Genomic DNA, 23,595 nt, shown 5'->3' with positions numbered 1-23,595 from the left:
TCCATAGGAGAAAACGGCTTAGTCCAACACAGTTTTAACCGCAATCCGGGTGAGGTTTTTGGATAATGGGTGTTTTTTTTTGCCGGAATGCGTTTAAAACTCTTTACGTTATGCCCTATGTTAAAAAGACAATGAAGCAAGTAATATTCATACTGACAATTATACTCTTATTGCCAAGTTGTGACTTCAAGACAGCTCAAGACTATTTGGACGAAGCGGACAAGCTTTCTGAACAGGAAAAATATAAAGAAGCGATAGAACTACTTGACAAAGCAATCGAGAAAGACCCAAAATATCTTGGTGCGTATATAAATCGTGGTGCAGNCGATAGAACTACTTGACAAAGCAATCGAGAAAGACCCAAAATATCTTGGTGCGTATATAAATCGTGGTGCAGACAAATCAGCACTTGAAAATTATGAAGAAGCAATTAAAGACTATAAAACAGTTCTTGATCTTGACCCGAAAAACACTTTAGCACTTTATAATATAGGGAACAATTACAAACGACTCGGAAACTACAAAACAGCAATTGAGTTTTATAACCAAGCTTTTGACACTAAAGGCGGACAATCAATTTATATAGACATGACACCAAACGATTTTATTGACCTTAGTGAATTTGACGTTCCAGGACACGAAATACATTACGAAAGGGGAATTGCCTTTTACAAAATTGACAGTTTGCAAAGAGCATTCAAGGACTTTAATGCAGCAATACAAAAAAACTATATCCCAGCTGAGTGCCATTATTGGATTGGCTTCATTTATCTATCAACCGGACAGACAGACTTAGCCTGTGAGAACCTTAGAAAGTCAAGACAACTTGGAGATAAGAACGCTGAAGAAGAATTAAAGAAATATTGCAACAAATGACAAGAAACACAGGGTATAACAGCACCTACCCAAAAGTGGCGGTTCAGTGGTTTAACCAAGCTTTGTGCATCTATCAAAGTTTGTGCTTGGCTGACAGTTTTGTGCTCCGAAGCCCGCCCGAATGCAGTGCCCGAAACCGTTGCCGTCAATACGCTGAGAAATCATGAGTACCTTAAAATTTATAGTGACATCAAAGGAAGTTGAATTCAACATAGACTTGAATATTAACCGAAATAAGGGGATTGAAAAAATCAAAGAACTACTAGACAAGGAAATTAAACTAGAAAATTCTGACATTGACTATAGATTAATTGGTTCCTTGACTAACGATAATCAAGATGAGACCCTAACTCTAATTGTGGAGCGACAGAATGGAAATAGTAGATTTGATGTAGTGAAAGGGATTTTTAAAATTTCAACACGAGAAAGTTTTACTTTAATCGGACATGTTGAAAACAAATGTAAAATCTATGGACAACTTGGGATTATAATATTTCTCATTGGACTATCATTTTACATAGTACCAAAAATAAATCCTGACGAATTTCTATACTTCTTGATTTATCCTGCAATTATTATTTGGCTAATGACTGACATTTACTTAAGACCGACAAAGGCCTTGAACTTCTTAAAAAGGAAAATACAAGAAATTGACAAATTGAGTCAGTCGGAAAATCTTCATTAGAACAACGTTTTAATTAAAACTGAGGCTGACTCGTCCACATCACTTATTGGGGACTTGAGACAAGTCCTAATTAAATAACGGTGGACAATAACGGCTTCGATAGCCGCAGCTGTCATAAACACAAAACGTTAGCGAACATACCAGGACAGACAGATGAACAACAAATGGATTAGAGAAAAACTTGACGCCTGGGATTTAAAATCCGTATTCCTGACTATTCTATTTTTATTGATTGGTGTGTTCCTATTCTTCTACTTCACTAACATCCGTGACAGATTCAGACAAGACGACAAAGAGGAATTTAAGGGTCAAGCAGAAGGAGAAATTATTTCTGTTGAACCGATTGACAGAATCAAACAAAGCAAATGGAAAGGGACAGAAATACTTGTTGACAGTTATAAAATTCTATACAGCTATAAAGTTGACGGACGAGAATTTCAGAGCACGGACATTATTCCACTGACAACAAAGAACGAAAAATACCTTAAGACAATATTGGACCGAAAAGTAAATGACACTTTTTATGTGCGCTTTGACTTGAAAGACCCGGATAGAAGTATATTGATTGAGCGTGAGTGAATGGTACGTTCGCTAACAACTAAGCTTTCGTTGCGTGCGCAGCACGAACAATGAAAGCGCGGTTGCACTGCCTGCCCCGATTCTTTCGGGGGAACCGGCGAGGTTCTTACAAAGACCTTTGGGCAGGATCCGATACTCGGGACAGGTAATGCATGGAAAAGCTTAGTATAAACTCCAGATTATCCTGAGATTTCTTGCTTCTAGTGAGCATCTTGAGAAGGGTTACACATAGAAAAAGACCGGAACTTTGTGGATTCCAGCCTTTTCATAAAGAAGTTAGTTGTATTAAAAAGGAAGATCGGTTTCGCTTACTTTTGCGTTTTTTTCGCCTAGGAATAAGAAGTCATTTACCACCACTTCGGTGATGTATCGTTTGACGCCATCCTTATCGCTGTAGTCTCGGTTGGAGATTTTACCTTCTATGGCAACTTCAGATCCCTTGTCGGTGCATTTTTCGAGTACCTCTGCATTCTTGCCCCAGATCACAAGTCTGTGCCAGGTAGTTTCGGTGACACGCTCACCTTTTTGATTTTTGTAGGATTCGTTGGTTGCGAGATTTACGTTACCTACGACTTTGCCACTTTCCAGGGTTTTCAATTCTACTTTCGCTCCTAGGTGACCGATTAGCTGTACTTTGTTTCTTAGCGCATTCATGATGTTTGTTGTTTTGGTTAGAAAATTTGTTTGTCGTTTTCGCCAGAGGAAAAACTTATGATCCAAAGTTGCAGGATCGGTCTGCGCTAAGTCGGTAGCTAGTCGGTTGTATTCGATTGTATACGTTTGTTGTCGGATAAAGTGGATTTATTCTATTTACAGAGGGATGAGGTTTAAGGAAAAGTTTAGTAGGTTTAGAGGGGGAAGGCGGAGTTGCGTATAGCAACTCGTTGTAAAGTATTAAAGAAATGAAGCGAGAAATAAGATATATAGAACTAAAATCTGGATTTGGAGATAGCGGACCTGCTTGGATTGGTCTAGTTGAATATTCAAAATCGAAGCATACAGTATATTTTAATGATATGGCTCTGAAGAAATTGAAAAACCCAGGAATTTCTGGAAACCATTTCAATATTGAAACTGGAGAAGAATATTGGATTTCTGGAGTTAAAAAGAATGGGCAAGATAGACATTGGGCGGGCGGAGGAAAAATAATGATCGATGAAGAAATAATTGATGACTATTTAAAGCTAGTTGACTTTGACATAATTGAAAATCGCTATTTTGATATTGTCAACATTAACAAGGAAATTGATAAGACAAGGTTTGACAAAATTGAAAATGACAAAGGGGAAATCCCAACTCTTTAGTTTGGAGAGTACTATAATTGGTATTGTGACAATAACCGAAGGAAACTTGTGAAAGAATAGAAAAAAACTCTGATTCAAGTTCAGTTTTCCAATTGGACTTTAGTGCTGGGTTGACAGTTTTGAGCTCCGAAATCCCGCAAGAACGCCAAGCGTGGAACTTTACTAAATGAACTCCACGATTTTAAATACAGCCCCAATTTCTGGAACATCACCAGAATTTTTTTCGGAGCCGAAAAGGATAAGTAGTGTGGGTTGAATTTAATGAACTTCAGGGTGAATAATTCCTTCCCTTTTCTAGTGACAATTTCGATCTTTAGAATTCAGTAGCAATTCCCAAAATAACATCAATGGATATTTCCTCCGAAAAATCATATTCTCCATTTTCATCTATAAAGTTGTTGGTTTTCTTTCTGATTTTAGGATTGGGGACTGCCTGTCAGGAAACTCCAACGAAAGAGGAATCCGTTCGGCCTGATACTAGTCGATTCACGCAGAATGTAGTTGTTGAAGGCTTGGAAGAACCCCTCCAGATTGAATTTGACAAGAGTGGTTATGTGTATTGGATTGAGCGAATTGGTAACGTCAAAAGATTCAATGAGACAACCGGAGCCATTGAGATTTTAGGAACGTTGGATCTGACAGAAGAACAAGCACCTGGTCTGATAGGAATATTACTGGACAGGGATTTTGAGAGTAGCAGACAGATATATCTTTATTATTCAGCAGCAGCAGACAGAGGTGAGGCAATGCGCCTATCCCGTTTTGATTTGGGAAGTGATGGCAAGTTGGACATCGCCACTGAAAAAATCATCCTAACTATTCCCTGGGAACAGCCGGACGGGCACCACTTTGGTGGTGGAATGACCTGGGATAAGGAAGGGAATTTATACCTCAGTATAGGAGCAGATTCGCATCCCACCCAATATTCACCACTTCCATTTGAAAACGAGGGTGGAAGAGGAGAAGATGAAGCAAGGACAGCGGGGAATACCAATGATTTGAGGGGTACGATCATTCGAATAACCCCTCAGCCCGATGGCACATACAGCATACCCGAAGGTAATTTGTTTGCTCAGGGAACTGCCAACACATTACCTGAGATCTATGTAATGGGCAATAGAAACCCATGGCGATTGTCAATTGACTCCAAAACCCAATTCCTCCACTGGGGAGAAGTTGGACCCGATGCTGGTGTTGATTCTGAAGAGTTTGGGCCTATGGGTTATGATGAATTCAATGTTGCCAAGAGTGCCGGGAATTTCGGTTGGCCCTATTTCATTGGCTACAACAGAGCTTACAATAGTTATGACTACAACACCGGAGTTTATGGAGCACCCTATAATCCCGACTCCAGCTACAATGATTCTCCCAATAATACCGGACTGAAAATTCTGCCACCTGCGCAGCAAGCACTGATCGCCTATCCCTACCAAGTTTCGGAAGAGTGGCCAGTTTTTGGCAGTGCAGCTCGTTCAGCAGTGGGTGGGCCTATTTTTAGGAAAAATGATTTTTCGGGAAATGCCGAAAGGGTATTTCCGGATTATTTCGAAGGTAAGTGGTTTATCACCGATTATGTCCGCAACTGGATTATGGTGGCAGAAATGGATGAACAACGCTCCAAAGTAGTGTCTCTAGTAAGATTTCTTCCTGCCGAAATGTTGAGCCACAGCCAGCCTTTGGATATGGATTTTAGTCCAAACGGGGATTTGTATCTGGTAGAATACGGGATTGGTGGACAGGGGAAAATCTCCAGAATTGAATACAATGCAGGCAATAGAGCACCCATCGCAAGTGCAAATTCTTCTTCTTTGGATGGTAAAACTCCTTTGGAGTTAAAGCTTTCTTCTGAAGGAAGCCTGGATTTGGATGGAAACCAATTGACTTATAATTGGACTATCAATAAAATTGATGGGGTCAGTCATCAAACCTTCGAAGAAGCCAATCCTACTTTGACTCTGGAGGAAGCAGGAAAGTATGAGATCAAATTGGAAGTATCCGATCCCAGCGGGCTTACTTCAGTGGACTCCTTGCAGGTTATTGCAGGAAACAGTAAGCCACAGGTAAATCTTACTATTTTAGAAGGAAACCAAAGTTTTTACTTTCCTGATGGGATTATCAACTATCAAGTTTCGGTCGAAGATACCGAAGATACCGAAGATGGGAATTTGGGTGAAGGACAAATCGGGAAGGAAAAGGTGTTGGTCACTGCACAATATATTCCTTCTGGAATGGGAAATGCCCAATTGGAGCTGTTGGACCGACAAGGTGAACTGAATCCTAATACCCAGTTAAGGCACTTGAATGCAAAAGGATTGGTACAAAAGAACAATTGTGTTTCCTGCCACGCTGAAGACAAAAAATTGGTAGGTCCTTCCTTTCAAGATGTCGCAATGAAGTACAAAGGAAATCCTAATGCTTTTGAAATCCTGTCCAAAAGTATTGTGGAAGGTGGTTCAGGTAAATGGGGCGATACACCCATGCCTCCCCAACCCACATTGAATAATCCTGAAATCTCTCAAATCATTGATTACATACTGGAGTTGAATTCCGAAGATGGGACAAGCTTGGATCTAGGAACCTCGGGGCAATACCAGACAAAGGGCTATAATAAAAGGGGAGGAGGAGGAAGACTGGATTCTTATTTTCGCACTCCTTTGGAAATGGGATCCTATGTTTTCTTGGCAAGTTATACCGACGAAGGTTCAAACGAGAAAGAGGATCTGGAGCTAGTGGGCAAAGATTATTTTCTGCTCAGATTTCCTGTTTTGGCACCTGAAGACGCGGATTTCTTCTCTGAAAAAGGGATTTCATATACTCCTTCCACCAATGATCCAGGCTTTATATTTACAGGAAATGGTGGGCACATTGGATTTAAGCAAATTGACCTTACGGGAATCAATCAGGTAAAAATCGGTGCCCCAAACCGGTTTTGGCATTGGTCCCATTTTATTGGTGCTACCATCGAGATCAGATTGGGAAGTCCCGATGGGCAAGTTATTGGTCAGCCATTTACCATACCTCCAGCGCCCAAAGGTGAAAAGGGTCCCTTCTTTGGAGAGGCAATGGGTGCCCCGGTAATCATAGATGTTTCAAATGCAGAAGGAATACATGATCTATATATCGTCGTAAAAAATCCGCAGGCAAAGCAAAGCGATGCCTTAGTAATGATGACGGGAATCGAGTTTATTAAATAATAGGATTATCAGCAATTGTACCACTCACCTCATTTCCTTTGCTATTTAGGCGGGAAGACCGAAGACAGGAGACCGAAGTAGCCTCAATTCTTGAGTTTACCATCTCTTATAATCCCTTCCTCTCTTTTAAACCAAAATTGATCGGAGGCTGAGCGAGGTTGGTGAGCCAGTAGAACTAAGTCGGATCCGATTAAATATACGTGCAGGTATCCGAATGCACTTATAAAATAAAAATTCATGATAAAACCTACTCAACTTTGTAAAATCAAACATCATTTCCCCATACGATTCATTGATTTTCTTGGGAGAAAATTAATGGGGGTATTACTAGTAATTATCAGCAGTATAGGTTTTGCACAACAGGTAGATGCACAGCAGGAATTTGTTCCCATTTTTAACGGGAAGGATTTAGATGGTTGGCATATCAGCAAAACCAACCATCATGGAACCATGGGAAATTTCTACGTGGAAGATGGTGCAATAGTCATGAAACAATATCCTTATGGTCAGGGTGGAATTATCCTGACAGATAAAAAATATCAGGATTTTGAGTTATCCCTAGAATTTAAAGGCTATCCAGGTACCAATGGAGGTATTTTTCTGAGATCCAGTGAGAGTGGGTCTGCCTACCAACTGGAATTGGCTGGAGACGGGGAAAGGGGAACGGGAAATCTTATTGGTGAATTGCAAAGAACAACTATTAATGCCCGGATTGAAAATATAGAGGAAGTTTGGAAAAAGGGAGAATGGAATAGTTTCCGAATTCGCATGACAGGTGAAATCCCCAAAGTTTCCTTATGGATAAATGGCGAACATATGTGGGATGCAGAAGGGGAACGAAACGATTTGATCGGAGATGTAACAGATGGAATGATTGCCTTTCAGCTGCATTGGAGTGCCACTTTGCAGCCTGTGCCAGGAGGGAGATGCTGCGATTTTTCCTGGCGACCGGATGCTTCTCATCAATTTAGGAATGTCATGATCAAAGAACTTAAACCGGCTAAAGCATTGATGTCTTCAGGGTCTCAATTTGCCCAGCAAAGTCAGGCTCTCGTATCGGATAGCTTTGATATGGAATTCATAAGAATCGAACCAGGAAAAATGCTTGTTGGGAAAATTGAAATTGAATGCCCAAGCTTTCCTGATACCAGAGATGTTGCGGATGAAAGCAAATGGACTGAACAGGAATTTAAGCTTTGCCAGGAAATGGCCGAGAGGGATTCCAGACCTGGTTTTTGGGTAACTATGGATCAACCCTATTTCATTGGAAAATATGAAGTAACACAGGGACAATGGAAAAAGATTATGGGTTCCAATCCATCAATTTTTAATGCGGAAAAAGTGGGTGAGCTTACGGATTTGCACCCAGTTGATAATGTTACTTGGGAGATGGTTCAGGGTTTTGTGACGAAACTGAATGCCATGGAAAGCATTTACAGGTATCGTCTACCTACAGAATTTGAATGGGAATATGCTGCCAGGGCGGGAAATGATGAATTACTTTCTTGGTCTGAAACCAGCCAGCAAGCTTGGATTCAACAAACTGATAAAGGAACCGCAAAGCAAGTAGGCACGAAAAAACCAAATGCTTGGGGATTATATGATATGCTGGGCAATGTCTGGGAATGGGTGGGAGATTATTATAATAACGATGTTTTTGCAGACCCTATTCCACCTGGGAAAGGTGAAGTCCATGTTTTGAAAGGGGGAAGCATAACTTCAGATGTCACCAATGCGACCTATTTGTACCATGGTGCTGGCCCGGGAAATGGATATGATGTGGGTTTTAGGCTGGTGAGGGAAATCCGGTGAGAATCTGAACATCTCACTATCACAAGAGTAATTCACTAGACGAAGTTTAGATACCTTAAGGGTTTTAACGCTAGATTTATTTCAATCAATGAAAGCATAAAAGCTAGTATTGAAAAGCATAAAGAGTTTTTGAGGGAGTTGGGATTAAATCCAATTTAAGAAAGAGAAAGGATTGCCATGCATGAAATTGATTAGGATAATATCAAAATGAAAAAGTGTACTATAAAATGAAGGAGCAGCAAAAAATATCCATCCGTTTTTTTGACGACCGAGAGGTTCGCGCCTTATGGGACGAGCCAAATGCCAAGTGGTGGTTTTCTGTATTGGATATTGTTGCTGTGCTTACTGATGAAGATGACTACACCAAAACCCGCAACTATTGGAAATACTTAAAAGCCAAATTGAAAAAAGAAAAAAAAGAGTTGGTTAGTGCCACTACCCAACTGAAACTTTTAGCAAATGACGGTAAGCGATATTTAACCGATATGTTGGATTACAACGGCATCATTGCCTTGGGTAAAACTTTTCCCGGAACAAAAGCCAACCGATTTATTGAATGGTTTACCTACAGTGGCGAAAGCATAGATGGGAAAAGCAAAACAAAGGCGTATGCCCTGTTTGATAGTTCATTTATCGACAGCATTGAGGTGGGTACAACCAATGGTTTGCAACAAATTCACGGGTATTTGTTTGGTGGTTTGTATGATTTTGCTGGTCAAATCAGACGAAAAAACATTTCGAAAGGTGGTTTCCAGTTTGCGATGGTGAGTTTTCTTGATGCCACATTAAAGCAAATAGATGAAATGTCTGAAAACACCTTTGATGAAATTGTCGACAAATATGTGGAAATGAATATCGCCCACCCATTTATGGAAGGCAATGGCAGGACTGCCCGAATTTGGCTGGATTTAATTTTGAAGAAACGCCTGGAAAAATGTGTGGATTGGAGCAAAATAGGCAAGACTGATTATATGAATGCAATGGTAAAAAGCACTACCAATAATAGCCAATTAAAAAAGTTGTTGAAAAATGCCCTAACCGTACAAATCAACAGCAGGGAAATGTTTATGAAAGGAATTGATTACTCCTATTATTATGAGGAAAATTAATAAAAGAGAATGAAGACCAATACAACGGAAAAACATAATTTTCAGACCCTAAAAGAAAACATCATCAAAGGGTTTGACCAATAGAAAATGAGAATAGTTAAAGTAACACTTCCCGGTAATTCAGTACTGAATTCTTCTCGAAAAGAATATGATTTTGTGGATAGTTTTCAAGGCGAGCTAAATGACTATGATGATAAATTTAATTCTGTTGACATTGGGAAAGCTTTTTTCGCTAGCGGACCAAAATGGGTAAGAGAATTATTTGCACTAAGAAATAAATTAGTTTCAATAGTTGGACTCAAAACCTCCGGGGATAGTAGCAACAGAGAAAAACAGCTTAAAAACTTTGAATGTGAACCAGGTGAGCAATTAGGCCTTTTCAAAGTATTCGCCAAAAATGAAAATGAAGTAATCCTAGGGGAAGATGATAGACATTTGAATTTTAGGGTTTCATTATTTTTAGAACGGAAAACGAACGAAAAAGCAAAGAAAAATCTTACCATTTCCACCACGGTAGAGTTCAATAATTGGTTTGGGCGATTATATTTTTTACCGGTCCGTCCTTTCCATAAACTTATTGTGCCTACGATGTTGAGAGGAATTATAAACGAATTGGAAAAGCAAACTAGAACCTGAATAACCCAAAGCGAAACGCTAGCAGGGCTTAAAACGGATGGAGGTAAAGGGATAATCGAAGCGTTGGGGTTTTAAGAGGAGGTGTTATAAGTATCTTATAAGATACTCATCAATTAGCTAGTAATCAGGTTTTGTATCGATTGGAAGGGGCTTTAAATAACGATACTTTAAGAAAAACAAACAACTAAATGAATATTACAACACATACAATAGACGACACAGAAATTGCCGAAGTGACTTCGGAGGATATCATTATCAACAAAGCCGAAGATGGAGTAGACTTACTGGGAAATATTTATTACCAAGGTTTTGACAGGATTGTAATCAATGAAAAGAATATCACCTCTGATTTTTTTGAACTGAAAACCGGAATTGCAGGAGAAATACTTCAAAAATTCTCGACTTATCGTGTCCGTTTAGCAATAGTTGGTGACTTTTCGAAATACAAGAGTAAAAGTTTAAATGACTTCATTTATGAAAGCAACAAAGGCAGGCATATTAACTTTGTGGACTCAACGGCTGCTGCACTAAAAATTCTTTCAGCCAAGTAAATTCAAGTAAACTTGATGTAACTTCAAATCCAATGGCAACAGATCAATACCCAAAAGTTTATTTATACAGAAGGATTGTTCAGGCAAAGCTTTTCATAGACAATAACTACACTTCCAAAATAGACTTGAGCAACATTTCTGATGAGGCTTATTTTTCCAGATTCCATTTTATTCGCCTTTTTAAGTCCACCTATGGGAAGACACCCCATCAGTATTTGAAATATGTAAGAATTGAAAAAGCTAAAGAGCTTTTGAGAGCTGGAGTCTCCGTTACAGAGGTGTGCTATTCCGTTGGGTTTGATAGTATTTCTTCATTTAGTGGACTTTTTTCAAGAACAGTGGGGATGTCGCCCTCGGTATATTCGGCGGAGCAAAAGAAGACCAAAGATAAAATCAAGAAAGAGCCTCTTGCCTTTGTGCCAAGCTGTTATGCGCACCAACACGGCTGGCTTGAAAATAGCAATTTTGAAGAAGCTGATAGCTAAACCATTGCAGATCTTTGCCTACAGTTTAACCAGTTAAAATATACGCTATCATGATTACTAAAATGACCGTCACGAATATTCACGTGATTGACCAAGACAGTGCCTACGACTTTTATGTGAATAAACTAGGCTTTAAAGTAGTGGATGACATTCCTATGGGACCTGACACACGGTGGTTGACAGTATCCCCTCCAGAACAACCAGATTTGCAGTTAGTCCTTTTCCCGGTGAAGGTGAGTAAAATGTTTCCAAAAGAAATAGCAGAAACCTTAATTGATCTTATCAAAAAAGGCATATTCGGCTGTGGTGTGCTCACCTGTCACGACATCTATGCTACTTATGAAGAGTTGAAAACCAAAGGAGTGGAGTTTATAAAACCTCCAAAAAAGGAATTCTATGGAACAGAAGCCCTATTTAAGGATGATTCCGGTAACTATTTTTCATTGCAACCCTTATCTAATTTTGACAATGAAAACGGTGTTTGAAAAAGAAACAAGGGAAGAATTGATACAGCGGATTCATTCCTTGAAAAACGACAATTCTGCACACTGGGGGAAAATGAATGTCTTCCAAATGACGAAGCATTGTACTATTTGGGATGAGTGGGTTTTGGGTAAACACAGTCCCGTTTACAAGCAAGAGTTTTTGGGGAAAATATTCGGGAAAATGGCCTTGAAGAGTAACACTAAAGACGATAGGCCATTGCCCAAGAATATGCCTTCCGGAAGTGCCTTTTCGGTGGAGGAGAAAGAAGGTGATGTACACGCACAAAAAGATATTTGGGCAAACTTGATTACCGAGTATGGACACTTTTCTAATGCCGGGTTTATTCATGATTTTTTCGGGAAAATGACAAAAGAGCAAATCGGGATTTTTGCCTATAAACACGCTGATCACCACTTAAGACAATTTGGAGTGTGAGGATGGGAACTAAAACAATAGAAGAATAGCGGTTTAGGTGAAGCTTGAACCGCTATTTTTCAATCCTTAAGGAAGTGGATAGATAAATTATCATCATAGTTGTGATTCATCGTGGATGAAGATAATGACAACCAACAAAAGAGTGTTAGTTTTGAGCTGTGATTAGGCAAATAAGAAATAGCACATACACCAAAATTCTTTGGGTACTGATGGGACTTTATTTGTTCAACCTAAGCGCTGATACGGCAGACCCTCACCCTGCACATATTCCTGAAGATTTATCAATCAATGACCAAGAAAGTATCATTGAAATTTTTGTCGAGAAAATTTTAGGTTACGAAGATGCAATTAAAGAATATGATGGCGCTGACACAGAGGAACATAACAAGAAGACAACTATTAGCATAGATTTATTCGTCCCGCACACGGTTGAATCAGGTTTTAATCATTCACTCTTTGAAACGACAAAAGAGAATCTTCCTGACCATAACGCTTATTTGGCAAACGGCTTTCAAAAACTCGATACTCCTCCACCCAAGATTTGATTTGTTTTTATGACTTGACTATCCCCAAAACCTTAAATGGTGCTGGGACAATTTTTGTAGTGCAAAAACAACAAATCAAAAATGAATATCAAAAAAATAATGGTGCTGGGCATTGTCTTGGCATCTTCCAACTATGCTATTGCTCAAACTACTAAGTCTGAAAAAGACAGCATATATATCGAACAAGTAGAAAACTACAAACAACCTGACAAGGTTTTACATGCTGAACCACTCTATATTGATTTGATAAGAGACCTCGGGGCAAGAAAAGGCGAAAAGGAGTGGAACTTGGGTCTTGGTATGACTGACAGAGAGAAATTCGACTCGTATGAGGCACTCATAGAATATGAATGGGCTCCGATCAACCGCTTGGGTTTTGAAGTAGAGCTTCCTTTTACAATTCATTCAGGAGTTAACGGAACGCCAAAGGATTCCATTCCCTCAAACAGTCTGAACAGTGTCAAACTAGCAACCCAATGGTCTTTTTTCGTCAATGAAAAAATTGCGACTTCTATGGCAATAGGCTACATCAATGAATTTGAGTTGTCAGATTTCAGAAACTTCGGTCAACCGTTGATAAAAGGAAATGTTTACAACCCATTTTTGGTGGTTGCTAAGCGTTGGGGCAGTAATTTTCACTCATTGATTTACACAGGCCCAATGATTGAACAGAATTATAGTACAAAAAAAATTCATACCACTTATGATATAAATACGAGTTTTCACTTCATGATTTCAGGGACAAGAAATTTTATTGGAGTTGAATTTAACAAGACTCTGGACAGTGGTGATTTTGATATGATAATGAGGCCTCAAATGCGTGTAGAAGTCACAGAAAGCTTACTGATAGGAATTGTGGCAGGAATCCCGGTGAGCAGAAGAAATGAAAGATTAAGTTCTTTCTTGAGGTTAATTTGGGAGCCAAAGCATAAGGAGAAATAAAGTTTCGGTTATCCCTATTATTGCAATCCTACTAAGGAAGGAATTGGTAACTTTCAGAAGTTTGGCTTATGGAAAATAGCTTGAGCCACTACCCATTCCTTCCTTTTTCTCTACTTAAAAACAGTTAACACTTGATTATCAAAGCATTAGTCGGATTATTCATCGCTTTAATTCTGTATTTACTTTTTCGCCCTAGAGGAATAAAAAGCGGGTTTGAAGTTCCTGAAGTATTTCCAGAAGACTGGAGACTTTATCTGCTGGAAGAAGTGAATTTCTATGCTTCTCTATCCAGGGAAAATCAAGTAGTTTTTGAAGCTGATATCCTGCGATTTCTGAAGCGGGTGCGGATTACCGGAATTAAAACCAAGGTGGATAACGAAGATCGGCTTTTAGTGGCCAGCAGTGCAGTTATCCCAGTGTTTGCCTTTCCCGAATGGGAGTATAACAGTTTGCATGAGGTGCTGTTGTATCCTGATTTGTTCACCGAGAAGTATGATTTCAGTGAGCAGGATCGGAATATCTCAGGTATGGTGGGAAGCGGTGGAGTGATGCATCATGTAGTGATCTTTTCCAAGCCTGCCTTGCATCAGGGTTTTGATAATGCCAGCGACAAAATGAATGTGGGTATTCATGAGTTTGTGCATTTGTTTGACAAGCAAGACGGTGAGATAGATGGGATTCCCCATACGATTATGAAAAATCAGGCAGTATTGCCATGGCTGCATTTGATCAGTGAGAATACAAAGGAAATGCTTGCCGGAAGGAGTGATATTAATATTTACGGCGCTACAAACAAACAGGAGTTTCTGGCTGTCGCGAGTGAGTACTTTTTTGAGCGACCGCGGCTTTTCAAGGAAAAGCACCCGGACTTGTATGCAGTACTTTCATCGGTATTCCAGACTGATCTGGCCAATAGTCAGGTAGGGGATAACAAGCTGAGGAGAACGATAGGGAGAAATGATCCCTGTCCATGCGGTAGCGGAAAGAAATTTAAAGACTGTTGCATGAAGCATGATTGACTTTGACGGTAGCTTTTCCAAAAATTAAAGTATTCCAAAGAATGAGAAAGCCAGTTGGTATTGAGTTTTTGAGTCTTTAGGAAAATTGGATATTGTTATATTTAAAGACGGACATACCTAACTCTTAAGACAACTTTTGACGAAGTCATTCAATGGAAATAAGTAGAGACATTTTTTTTAAAATTCGGGATATAATTTCCAATGCTCAGGCGAAGACGGTCCGTGCAGTAGATCATGAGTGGGTGATCATGTATTGGGAAATTGGTAAAATAATTTTTGAGGAAGAGCAAAGTGGCAAAGAAAGGGTGGATTATGGCAAATTTTTAATTAAGTCGATATCCGAAAATTTTCAACCTCAGTTTGGTAGTGGATTTTCTATTCGTCAATTGCAACGATACAGGCAGTTTTACAGGACCTTCCCAATTGCGTCCACACTGCGGACGCAATTGAGTTGGACACATTGATTAAACGCTGAAAGACGAAGTGAAGAAGGAAATCGACAAACTGGACAACAGCGCTATTGATCCATTACCCAATGAAAATCTTTAAAACCATGAAGAAAGTATTTTTATTCTTAGCTTTTTTGAGTTGTTTTGATTGCTTTCCTCAAGAAACTGATAAGCTGGAAGCAGCTGCTGTAAAAGCAGTAGTCAATCAGTTTTTTGAATCCTTAGAAAAGCAGGATACCGTATTGCTAAAGCAGGTCGCTTTTATGGAAGGGCAGATCTGGACAGTTAATAATACAGTAAGTCCACCAAGAAACAGAATTAGGTTTTTTAAAGATGATCTGAAGTCTTTTCTATCAAAGAATTCCTACCTCGAAAAGGCATATAGCATGGATGTGAAAATTCACGGGGGAATGGCTATCGCTTGGGTGCCGTATGAGTTTAGACTAAACGGGGAGTTCTCTCACTGTGGCGTGGATGTCTTTACCCTGATCAAGAAAGAGGAAGCCTGGAAGATTATCAATCTTTCCTATATAATTGAAAAGGAAGGGTGTGAAAAGTTGAGAACCAATTAACAAATGACTTGAGATGAAAACTGAAATGATTCAAATGAACTGGAAGAAGAGAGTGGGGTTAGCTGTTTTGTTGGGAGGCACTTTTATGGTAGGCCTTTTCCTTATTGATTTTTTATTGGAAGAGAAACTTTACAACTGGAAAAGTCTGGTTTTTCAGGGCATATTCTTTGGGGTAATTATGGTAATTAGTTTCCCTTATCTTTTTGGGAAATTTGCAATTAGCCTTGGAAAAAATATTAACCCTGAGTTGGATCCGGACGAGGAAATAGAAACTGAAGGTCCTGCCAATTTATTCCGGGGAAAGGAAGCTGTAGGAGGGAAGCTTTTCCTGACGAATGAGAAGTTGATTTTTAAATCCCATAAACTCAATATTCGTACTGGGCAATCGGATATTCCTTTTGATACCATTATAGATATTCAAGAGCAAAAGACGGAAAAATTGACTGACAATGGTCTACGGGTTAAAACTGTTGATGGCCGTGAGTATGATTTTGTGGTAGATGACAGGAAGTCTTGGATGGAAAAATTGTCCAAAAAGTTAAACTGAAGTCTCTAATCTTCTAGCTCATACCATTCTATACCACTTAGCGGCATTCTTCTTCCCTGAGGTGGTGCTGGGGCGTAGTTTGCTGCCAGATAATCCAAAATAATAGATTCGCTTTCGCCTAATTCCCATAACCCCTGCGTTTCCTGCATCCAAACGATCTTGGCGTGCCAACCTTCACGGGTAAATCTGTTTTGCAGAATCAAGGCGCTGGAGTGGCAATTGGTGCAGTTTGCTTTTACTAATTCCAGTCCTTCCCCTGCCAGAAGTCCAGTTGCCACATCCTTGCCATCCACAAGTTGAGTGGTGGAATCAGTTACAGTTTCTGGAATTTTAAGAGATCCTTCTGTAGCATTTGAACTTAGGTTGGCAGAGATTTCCGGCAGGAAAACCAATAAAAGAACAAGTCCTACCAAAAGAACTACAATTCCTAGCAATCCAGCAACAGATTTAGTCAGTTTATTGAAAAGCTGATGGCCTTCTTTCTCCGAAGGATCCGGTTTATTGTTTGGGATATTGTTCATGGATTTCAGCTTACTTTTACTGCTATTCTATGACAGGCATTATTTAGATATCCCTTCGGATTCCATCCTGGGATTACCATAGACTGGGAGATGCCTTGATCATCTGTGGCTTTTGCCCAGATCTCGTAATAACCTGGCTGAGGGAAATCCAGATCTATAGACCACTGCTGCCATGCAAGTCGATTTGCAGGTTTTTTCAGATTGCATTTTTGCCAAGTGGCTCCAAAATCTGTAGTCACCTCCATCTCACGCACTTCATACTCTCCTGCCCAAGCGTGACCCTGAACGGTCAATTTTTTGGAAGTACCAAACATCGCTCCTGATTTAGGGTAAGTAATAATCGATTTCACAGGCATGGACTCAATAATTTTCATATCCTCATCCGGTACTTTTTCACCTGGTGCTACTGGGTATTTTGGTACCCGGTAGGAATCGCCCATCATTTTCTCTCCATCATGTACCTTATTTCTCACGACTAGTTTGTGCAGCCACTTGCCGCAAACTGAAGCCGGCCAGCCTCCGCAAACCAATCGAAGTGGATAGCCGTGTGCCAGCGGAATGTCTTTCCCGTTTAGCGACCATGCCAGCAGCGTTTCATCCTGCATAGCTTTATCAATAGGTACGCCACGGGAGATCACCACTTTGTTAGGATCACCATTAAGGTGTTTGTCTTTTCCGTAATAGCCAATGTATTCTGCATCGGATTTGATGCCCACATCAGCCAAAACATCTTTCAGTCTTACACCAGTCCATTCCGAACAGTAAACAGCACCTTCTCCCCATTGATTTCCGGATGCTGGAGGGTAAAAACCAGCTCGACCATTTCCGCCACATTCAAGAGTTAACTGATAAGTATAGGATTTGAATTTCTTTTTGAGCTCATCCAAACTGTAGGTTTTTTCTTTCACCACAGATTCTCCGCCTATCGTAAGTGTCCAGTTTGTCGCATCGATATCCTCAGGAATCAATCCATTGTTTCGGATAAATATGCTTGCAAATGGCGTAATCGGATCATTTAATAAATGTGGCGCAGGCTCGACGTTCCATGGCTTATCATTGCGGATGATCATCCCTTCACTTTTCCCTTTCATAGGATCAAAATCCGCTGGCAGTGCAACAGGAACATAGCCTTTGGGCATAGTGGCAGCATGGACTATATCCGCACCAAAAACCGCGGACATCACTGCTAAGGTGCTTTTCTGCAAAAATGCTCTTCTATCTTGGGTGTTGCTAGAGATTTTTTTCAGGCTGTTCAAGTCAGTTTTTGACATGTTGGGAATATATTGAAAGTGACAGAAAGTAAAATTAAAAATCTTCAGGACTAATGTCCTATTGTAGGCTTACCATTTCTGCATTCCAACTGGTGGCGAGTAGAGAAGTTCATACTGTTGAGACAGGTGATCACCAGCTTTTCTCAGGTTTCAAGCGCATCACTGTCATAGATAAGACCTTTCTGAAGGCGACTGAATAGGGCAACTGAATACTAATTTAGAAGCTTTGCCCACTGGCGAACAAAATCGTCCGATTGAATTTTCGATTTGATGCCTTTTAAGGCGAAATAAGCCTCTCTTGGCTATTTATGAATGGCACAGAAATTTGATATCTGTATACATTCACTCCGATGATTAAACCTAGAATTATAATTCACTTGAATTTATAACTGACACTATTCCAATGTGGAAAAACTACCTAAAAATCGCCATTCGCAATCTGACCAAAAACAAATTACACACAGGAATTAATTTGATTGGACTAACACTCGGTCTGGGAGTTAGCACGTTGATTTTCTTTTTTGTTCAGTTTGAAAGCAACTTTGATGATTTTCATAGTGAAAGTGATAAGATCTTCAGAATCGAACGTCATCAGATCGAGGAAGGGGAGGCTCAATCATCATTTTCCACACCGATTATCACTGCGCCTACTTTTGCAAATGAGTTCTCGCAAGTGACTCACACTACACGTATGATTGGTGGGTCGGCCCAAGCTTATCTGGACGAAGAGACTACCCAAAATCAACAATACCTGATGGTAAGTCCTGATTTCCTTGAGATTTTCAGTTTTGAGTTGCTCCAAGGAAATAAAAATCAGGTTTTGCAGGATAAGTTCGGTGTAGTGATCACTCAGGAGGTTGCTAAAAAGTACTTTGGCGAAGCAGATCCTATTGGAAAATCTATGCGGATGCTAATGGGGGACAACTATGAAGCATATCAGGTAACAGGTCTTCTGAAAGATCTTCCTGCCAACTCCAGTATTAAGTTTGAGGTGCTGATGAACGATGAAAATCTTGATTTTAGCGTAGGAAAGGAAAATCAGGATTCTTGGTTTAATGTCTATGGTGATACCTATGTGAAGCTCAATGAAGCACAGTCCAAAGCATCCTTGGAGGCTGGTGTGGAAGCAATGATGCAAAAAGTGCTTGGCGAAGAGTATAAAAAAGGAGAGTATCTATTTACTCTTCAGCCCATAGCAGAAATGCACTTGACAGAGAATCCTGATTCTGGAATGGTAGAGTCCACCCGACCATCGTTGCTTTGGATATTGGCAGGGATTGCATTTTTGATTCTGCTGATTGCCTGTATCAATTTCACAACCATGGCGATAGGCAGATCTGTCACCCGGGCCAAAGAAGTGGGGGTGCGCAAGACCATGGGAGCAGATTTCAGCCAGTTGGTTTTTCAGTTTTTGACAGAGGCATTTTTGACCACGATATCGGCATTGGTTTTCGGATTGATCTTGGCAGAGGCCTTACTCCCTACTTTCAATGATTTATTTGATAAGAAACTCGATCTGGTGTATGGTCCTTCACAGATTCTCATTTTAGTTGGTTTGGTGGTTTTGATTACGGCAATGGCAGGTGCATATCCGGCCTTTTTCATGTCCAGTCTGAAGCCAATCAAAGTGCTGAAGGGAAATCTCTCTATACGCTTTGGCAAGCAGGCACTTCGTAAGGGATTGGTAGCATTTCAGTTTTTCATTTCCTTCTTGTTGATTGCCTCTACCTTGATTATGGTGAATCAGATGGAAGCAATTCAGGATTATGACCTGGGTTTTGATCAGAATATGGTCATACTGGTCGATGTGGCGGATGTGCCAAGCACCAGTTTTGTAAAGTCGATAAATGCAGGCTTTGCCCAGGCAGAAAAGTACAGACAGGCATTGGCAGGAAGATCTGAAGTCCAATCTGCTGGAATTACCATTGCTACCTATGGAGACGATGCATTTTGGGATGGTGGTTTCCCGACGGAAGATGGCAAACAGTTCAATTTCCGTTTGAATTTTGTGGGTGGGGATTATGTGAAAACATTGGGGCTGGAAATGGCGAAAGGGCGTGACCTCAATGCCCAGCCAGGATCGGACAGCAGTGCGGTTTTGATCAATGAGACTTTTGCCAAAGCGATGAACTGGGTTGATCCGCTGGGAGAATTTTTGCCCAGCACGAGAATCGGTAATCATGAAATTGTGGGGGTAGTGAAAGATTTCAATCATAATTCTTTGTATAAGGAGATAGAACCGGTAATTCTGGCGAAAAGTCCGGAGACTATATTTAGTGGAATAAACATGCTAATGATCCATTCTTCTACTAATCCAAAGGTGATGGTGAAAGGCAACGGTACTGACTTCGAATCTTTCAGAATGTTGCTGGAAAATGAATGGGAGCGTGTATTTCCCTTGGAGACGTTTAGCTTTAGTTTTTTGGATGAGACAGTTCAAAAACAATACATAGCTGATGAACGGCTTGGAAAAATGGTTTTATTGGCTGCTTGCATTGCCATTCTAATCGCAGCGATGGGTTTATTTGCGATGGCAGCACTGAGTATAGCTGGACGTACCAAAGAAATAGGTATCCGAAAAGTACTGGGAGCTTCTAGCTGGAGTATTTCCTGGATGTTTAACAAAGAATTCCTAGTTATTACATTTGTGGGTGTACTGGTGGCATTGCCGCTGAGTCTATACTTTATGCAAGGATGGATTGAGCAGTTTGCGGTGAAAGAATGGCCATCTTGGCTCAATTTTACTTTGCTGGGATTTGCAGGAATTGCGTTTACTATCGCAATAGTTTCTGCCCAATCATTCAGGGCAACCCAAATGAATCCAGTGGATACGCTGAAGGATGAATAGAGAAAGTGGGTTTTCGTCATTGCGAGGAACGAAGCAATCTCTTTTACGGAACAGATTGCTTCGCTCGTACCTCGTTCGCAATGACGGATAAAATGAACCTTCCAATATTTCAATTTTCCAATTTTCAATTCGAATAAAATGCTTAAAAACTACTTTAAAATAGCCTCCAGGAACTTAAGAAGAAATAAGCTGAGGACGGGTATCCATATTTTGGGTTTATCCATAGGCATAGCGATCTGCTTTCTGATTTTCAATGTGGTGACGCATTCTTATAGTTTTGACCGCTTTCATCCGGATAAAGAAAGAATTTTCCGCATTAATACCCTGACGGATTGGGGCAATGAGGGAATTTTTCCTAATTCAGGGACTCCGGGTCCACTTGGCGAAATAATAGAAGAGGAAGTGTCGGGAATAGAAGAAAAAGGCAGGCTTTATACTATGAGTCAGACTTTGATTGCCTTGCCTTCTTCAGGTAAAGTGTTTGGAAGATCAGATAAGGTCACTTTTGCGGATGAGGGATTCTTTAAGGTTTTTCCGAGAGAATGGCTAGCAGGAAATCCTGAAACAGCTTTACTCCAACCTGAATCCGTAGTGATCTCCGAAGCAAGTTTGCATAAGTATTTCCCAGGTTCTGAAGCTTCTGATGTCCTGGGACAGGAGTTGATGTTCGCGGATTCTGATTCTATCTATGCTAAAGTGACGGGCGTAGTTGCCGACTACAAAGTAAATACAGACTTTATTTTTACAGATTTCATATCCTTTAGTAGCATTCGAACAGAAGAACAAATAGAATGGTATGGTCTGCATGACTGGACATCGGTCAATTCAAGCAGTCAGCTTTTTGTCAAACTAGCTGCAGGAGTAGCTAATGAGTCAGTAGATGAGGCGTTTAAGCCATTGATTGCGAAAAATATGGAGGCTAAAGAGGATAGTGGGTATGGCACAAGTTTTTTCACAGAGCCACTATCCGAAATGCATTTTGGAGAGAATTATTCCTATGACAACGTTTCTAAAGTTTTCCTGAATGGCTTGATTCTAATAGGTTTGATCATTCTGGTGCTGGCAGTTCTGAACTTTGTAAACCTTGAAACTGCCCAAGCAATAAGTCGATCTAAGGAAGTAGGGATAAGAAAAACCATTGGAGGAACCCGCTTACAGTTGATCACTCAATTTCTCGCAGAGACATTTTTGATCGTCTTGTTCAGTACCATCCTAGCAATGGCATTTGTAGAAGGAATCAAAGTGCTATTTGCAGACTATCTTCCGACGAATTTCAACATAGAATACTTCTCTATTTACAACATCCTTTTCTATGGAGGGTTTCCTGTTTTGATCTCCATGATTACGGGGATTTATCCAGCTCTGATTCTTTCTAGCTATGATCCTCAGCGGGCTTTGAAGGGGGAATTGATCAAGAGCGGTAAATTTTCTGTGGGAGTATTTTTGAGAAAAAACCTTACTGTCATTCAATTGTCATCTTCTATTGCTTTTATCATTTTGGTTTTGGTACTGAACTATCAGCTGAAATATGTGACTAGTCAGCCGCTGGGGTTTGAAAAGGAAGCCGTAGTGTACGCTTTTCTTCCATTTATGTCGGATCCTGATAAAATGCTTCAGCTTCAGGATCGCTTTAATCAAGAGACTATGGTGCAAAGTGCCAGTCTGAGCGGTAGTTTGGTATCGTCCACGAGCCTGTGGACATCGGATGCTAAAGTGCCTGTGGACACGACTGAGAAGGATATTTATATACAGGTGATGAATGTGGATTCTGCCTTTGTGCGGGTAAATGGCATCCCGCTGGTAGCGGGCTCAGATGGAATAGATAGGGAGGAAGAAATATTGGTCAATGAGCAATTTGTCAGGGAAGCTGGTTTCGCAAGTGCGGAAGAAGCGGTAGGAGCAAAAATCGGATATAGCGAAAAGCAGAGGGAAATCATCGGAGTGGTAGCAGATTTTCATTCCAGGACACTTAGAGAGGGAATTCGCCCATTGCTTTTTACCTATAATCCGGAATATTTTCAGACGGTGAATGTAAAGCTGAATTCAGATCAAAACTTGGCTGCGGCTAAACAGCGATTGGAGCAGATTTATCTAAGCGTTTATCCTTATGAGTCGGCATCTTTTAATTTTTTGGATACCCAGATAGAGCGATTCTATCAGGAAGATGTGAAAATCAAAAATGTTTTAGGCTTTGCCTGTGGCTTGGCGATTTTGATTTCCTGTCTGGGCTTGTTTGGTCTTTCCAGTTTCACGATTGCCCAGCGGACCAAAGAGATCAGCATCAGAAAAGTCTTGGGAGCAACTCTACAGCAGATTCTTTTTCTGATCTCCAAAGAATATATGATTTTGGTGGGAGTTTCATTTCTAATCGCTGTATTCCCTGCATATTATTTTCTCAATGACTGGCTAAATGGCTTCAATACCCGGGTGGACATGCCTTATTTGATATTTGCAGCAGCGGGATTGGGTGTGATGGTGATTTGTCTGCTTATTGTCGGGATTCATTCCTATGTGGCTTCTCAGACAAATCCGGCAAAGGTGCTGAAGAGTGAGTGATGCGATTTCGGATTTGTGATTTGGGATTTCTGATTTTCATCGTCATCGGTAGGAGGTACGACGAAGCAATCTGACTATTACCTATCAGATTGCTTCGGATTAATGATATGAGCATTAAAATCAAATTTCTGCTTTAAGCCTCGCAACGACGGAGATTAAGGATACTTTGTACT

Annotated in this window: 24 protein-coding genes; 21 read left to right on the top strand and 3 right to left on the bottom strand. The window is 40.3% G+C overall.

Features of this window, described 5'->3' with window-relative positions:
* The first annotated feature begins 315 nt into the window (after positions 1-315).
* The 3 genes from SYJ56_RS20580 to SYJ56_RS20570 all read left to right on the top strand — a co-directional run bounded on the left by SYJ56_RS20580 (position 316) and on the right by SYJ56_RS20570 (position 2,140).
* On the top strand, positions 316-876 hold the full coding sequence (locus tag SYJ56_RS20580) for a tetratricopeptide repeat protein (RefSeq protein ID WP_465038398.1): 561 nt from the start codon (positions 316-318) through the stop codon (positions 874-876).
* A 163-nt stretch (positions 877-1,039) separates the two neighbouring features.
* Positions 1,040-1,561 (top strand): hypothetical protein, encoded by a 522-nt coding sequence (locus SYJ56_RS20575; protein ID WP_323837457.1) that lies wholly within the window; start codon positions 1,040-1,042, stop codon positions 1,559-1,561.
* Positions 1,562-1,714: 153 nt separating this feature from the next.
* The gene (locus SYJ56_RS20570) at positions 1,715-2,140 is read left to right on the top strand and encodes a DUF3592 domain-containing protein (RefSeq protein WP_323837455.1); all 426 of its coding nucleotides are present in this window, start codon (positions 1,715-1,717) and stop codon (positions 2,138-2,140) included.
* Positions 2,141-2,425: 285 nt separating this feature from the next.
* Here SYJ56_RS20570 and SYJ56_RS20565 read toward each other — a convergent pair whose 3' ends face one another.
* Positions 2,426-2,794: a single-stranded DNA-binding protein gene (locus tag SYJ56_RS20565; RefSeq protein ID WP_323837453.1), complete on the bottom strand. Its 369-nt coding sequence runs from the start codon at positions 2,792-2,794 to the stop codon at positions 2,426-2,428.
* 248 nt (positions 2,795-3,042) lie between these two features.
* Between SYJ56_RS20565 and SYJ56_RS20560 the strand changes: the two genes are divergently transcribed.
* The 15 genes from SYJ56_RS20560 to SYJ56_RS20490 all read left to right on the top strand — a co-directional run bounded on the left by SYJ56_RS20560 (position 3,043) and on the right by SYJ56_RS20490 (position 16,226).
* Positions 3,043-3,444 carry a hypothetical protein gene (locus SYJ56_RS20560; protein ID WP_323837451.1) on the top strand — a complete coding sequence of 134 codons (402 nt, stop codon included), beginning with the start codon at positions 3,043-3,045 and terminating at the stop codon, positions 3,442-3,444.
* Between the two features lie 347 nt (positions 3,445-3,791).
* Complete coding sequence (locus SYJ56_RS20555) at positions 3,792-6,638, top strand: PQQ-dependent sugar dehydrogenase (RefSeq protein ID WP_323837449.1); 2,847 nt, start codon at positions 3,792-3,794, stop codon at positions 6,636-6,638.
* 237 nt (positions 6,639-6,875) lie between these two features.
* On the top strand, positions 6,876-8,450 hold the full coding sequence (locus SYJ56_RS20550) for an SUMF1/EgtB/PvdO family nonheme iron enzyme (protein ID WP_323837447.1): 1,575 nt from the start codon (positions 6,876-6,878) through the stop codon (positions 8,448-8,450).
* A 227-nt stretch (positions 8,451-8,677) separates the two neighbouring features.
* On the top strand, positions 8,678-9,559 hold the full coding sequence (gene fic, locus SYJ56_RS25990; RefSeq protein WP_416377822.1) for a protein adenylyltransferase Fic: 882 nt from the start codon (positions 8,678-8,680) through the stop codon (positions 9,557-9,559).
* An 87-nt stretch (positions 9,560-9,646) separates the two neighbouring features.
* Positions 9,647-10,195 (top strand): DUF2867 domain-containing protein, encoded by a 549-nt coding sequence (locus tag SYJ56_RS20540; RefSeq protein WP_323837445.1) that lies wholly within the window; start codon positions 9,647-9,649, stop codon positions 10,193-10,195.
* Between the two features lie 188 nt (positions 10,196-10,383).
* Entirely contained in the window at positions 10,384-10,746 is a 363-nt protein-coding gene (locus SYJ56_RS20535; protein WP_323837444.1) for a DUF4180 domain-containing protein, read from the top strand.
* A gap of 32 nt (positions 10,747-10,778) precedes the next feature.
* Positions 10,779-11,231, top strand: a complete 453-nt coding sequence (locus tag SYJ56_RS20530) for an AraC family transcriptional regulator (RefSeq protein ID WP_323837443.1) — start codon at positions 10,779-10,781, stop codon at positions 11,229-11,231.
* Positions 11,232-11,281: 50 nt separating this feature from the next.
* Positions 11,282-11,716, top strand: coding sequence for a VOC family protein (locus SYJ56_RS20525; protein ID WP_323837442.1), 435 nt, complete (start codon positions 11,282-11,284; stop codon positions 11,714-11,716).
* On the top strand, positions 11,700-12,152 hold the full coding sequence (locus tag SYJ56_RS20520) for a DUF1569 domain-containing protein (RefSeq protein ID WP_323837440.1): 453 nt from the start codon (positions 11,700-11,702) through the stop codon (positions 12,150-12,152). The genes SYJ56_RS20525 and SYJ56_RS20520 overlap by 17 nt, the downstream gene beginning before the upstream one ends.
* Before the next feature lie 209 nt (positions 12,153-12,361).
* Positions 12,362-12,697: a hypothetical protein gene (locus SYJ56_RS20515; RefSeq protein ID WP_323837438.1), complete on the top strand. Its 336-nt coding sequence runs from the start codon at positions 12,362-12,364 to the stop codon at positions 12,695-12,697.
* Positions 12,698-12,778: 81 nt separating this feature from the next.
* Entirely contained in the window at positions 12,779-13,639 is an 861-nt protein-coding gene (locus SYJ56_RS20510; protein ID WP_323837437.1) for an HAEPLYID family protein, read from the top strand.
* Between the two features lie 131 nt (positions 13,640-13,770).
* A complete protein-coding gene (locus SYJ56_RS20505) occupies positions 13,771-14,658 on the top strand; it encodes a zinc-dependent peptidase (RefSeq protein ID WP_323837436.1) in 888 nt (295 codons plus the stop codon).
* A 152-nt stretch (positions 14,659-14,810) separates the two neighbouring features.
* Positions 14,811-15,122 (top strand): DUF1016 N-terminal domain-containing protein, encoded by a 312-nt coding sequence (locus SYJ56_RS20500; protein ID WP_323837435.1) that lies wholly within the window; start codon positions 14,811-14,813, stop codon positions 15,120-15,122.
* An 89-nt stretch (positions 15,123-15,211) separates the two neighbouring features.
* A complete protein-coding gene (locus SYJ56_RS20495; protein ID WP_323837434.1) occupies positions 15,212-15,679 on the top strand; it encodes a hypothetical protein in 468 nt (155 codons plus the stop codon).
* 13 nt (positions 15,680-15,692) lie between these two features.
* On the top strand, positions 15,693-16,226 hold the full coding sequence (locus SYJ56_RS20490) for a GRAM domain-containing protein (RefSeq protein ID WP_323837433.1): 534 nt from the start codon (positions 15,693-15,695) through the stop codon (positions 16,224-16,226).
* A gap of 5 nt (positions 16,227-16,231) precedes the next feature.
* Here the strand turns inward: SYJ56_RS20490 and SYJ56_RS20485 are convergent, their stop codons facing one another.
* Together SYJ56_RS20485 and SYJ56_RS20480 are read right to left on the bottom strand one after the other, a co-directional pair.
* Positions 16,232-16,747 carry a hypothetical protein gene (locus SYJ56_RS20485; protein ID WP_323837432.1) on the bottom strand — a complete coding sequence of 172 codons (516 nt, stop codon included), beginning with the start codon at positions 16,745-16,747 and terminating at the stop codon, positions 16,232-16,234.
* Between the two features lie 5 nt (positions 16,748-16,752).
* Positions 16,753-18,018 (bottom strand): sulfite oxidase, encoded by a 1,266-nt coding sequence (locus SYJ56_RS20480; protein ID WP_323837430.1) that lies wholly within the window; start codon positions 18,016-18,018, stop codon positions 16,753-16,755.
* 53 nt (positions 18,019-18,071) lie between these two features.
* On the opposite strand from SYJ56_RS20480, the gene SYJ56_RS20475 reads away from it, so the two are divergent.
* The 3 genes from SYJ56_RS20475 (at position 18,072) to SYJ56_RS20465 (ending at position 23,422) form a co-directional block, all read left to right on the top strand.
* Positions 18,072-18,218, top strand: coding sequence for a hypothetical protein (locus SYJ56_RS20475; RefSeq protein WP_323837428.1), 147 nt, complete (start codon positions 18,072-18,074; stop codon positions 18,216-18,218).
* Positions 18,219-18,421: 203 nt separating this feature from the next.
* Positions 18,422-20,866 (top strand): ABC transporter permease, encoded by a 2,445-nt coding sequence (locus SYJ56_RS20470; protein ID WP_323837426.1) that lies wholly within the window; start codon positions 18,422-18,424, stop codon positions 20,864-20,866.
* A gap of 138 nt (positions 20,867-21,004) precedes the next feature.
* Positions 21,005-23,422, top strand: a complete 2,418-nt coding sequence (locus SYJ56_RS20465) for an ABC transporter permease (RefSeq protein ID WP_323837424.1) — start codon at positions 21,005-21,007, stop codon at positions 23,420-23,422.
* Positions 23,423-23,595: the final 173 nt, after the last annotated feature.

The sequence above is a fragment of the Algoriphagus aurantiacus genome (assembly GCF_035156405.1).
GTDB classification, from domain to species: domain Bacteria; phylum Bacteroidota; class Bacteroidia; order Cytophagales; family Cyclobacteriaceae; genus Algoriphagus; species Algoriphagus aurantiacus.
Note: the sequence above shows the minus strand (reverse complement) of the source record. Positions and strands in the feature narration are given on the sequence as shown.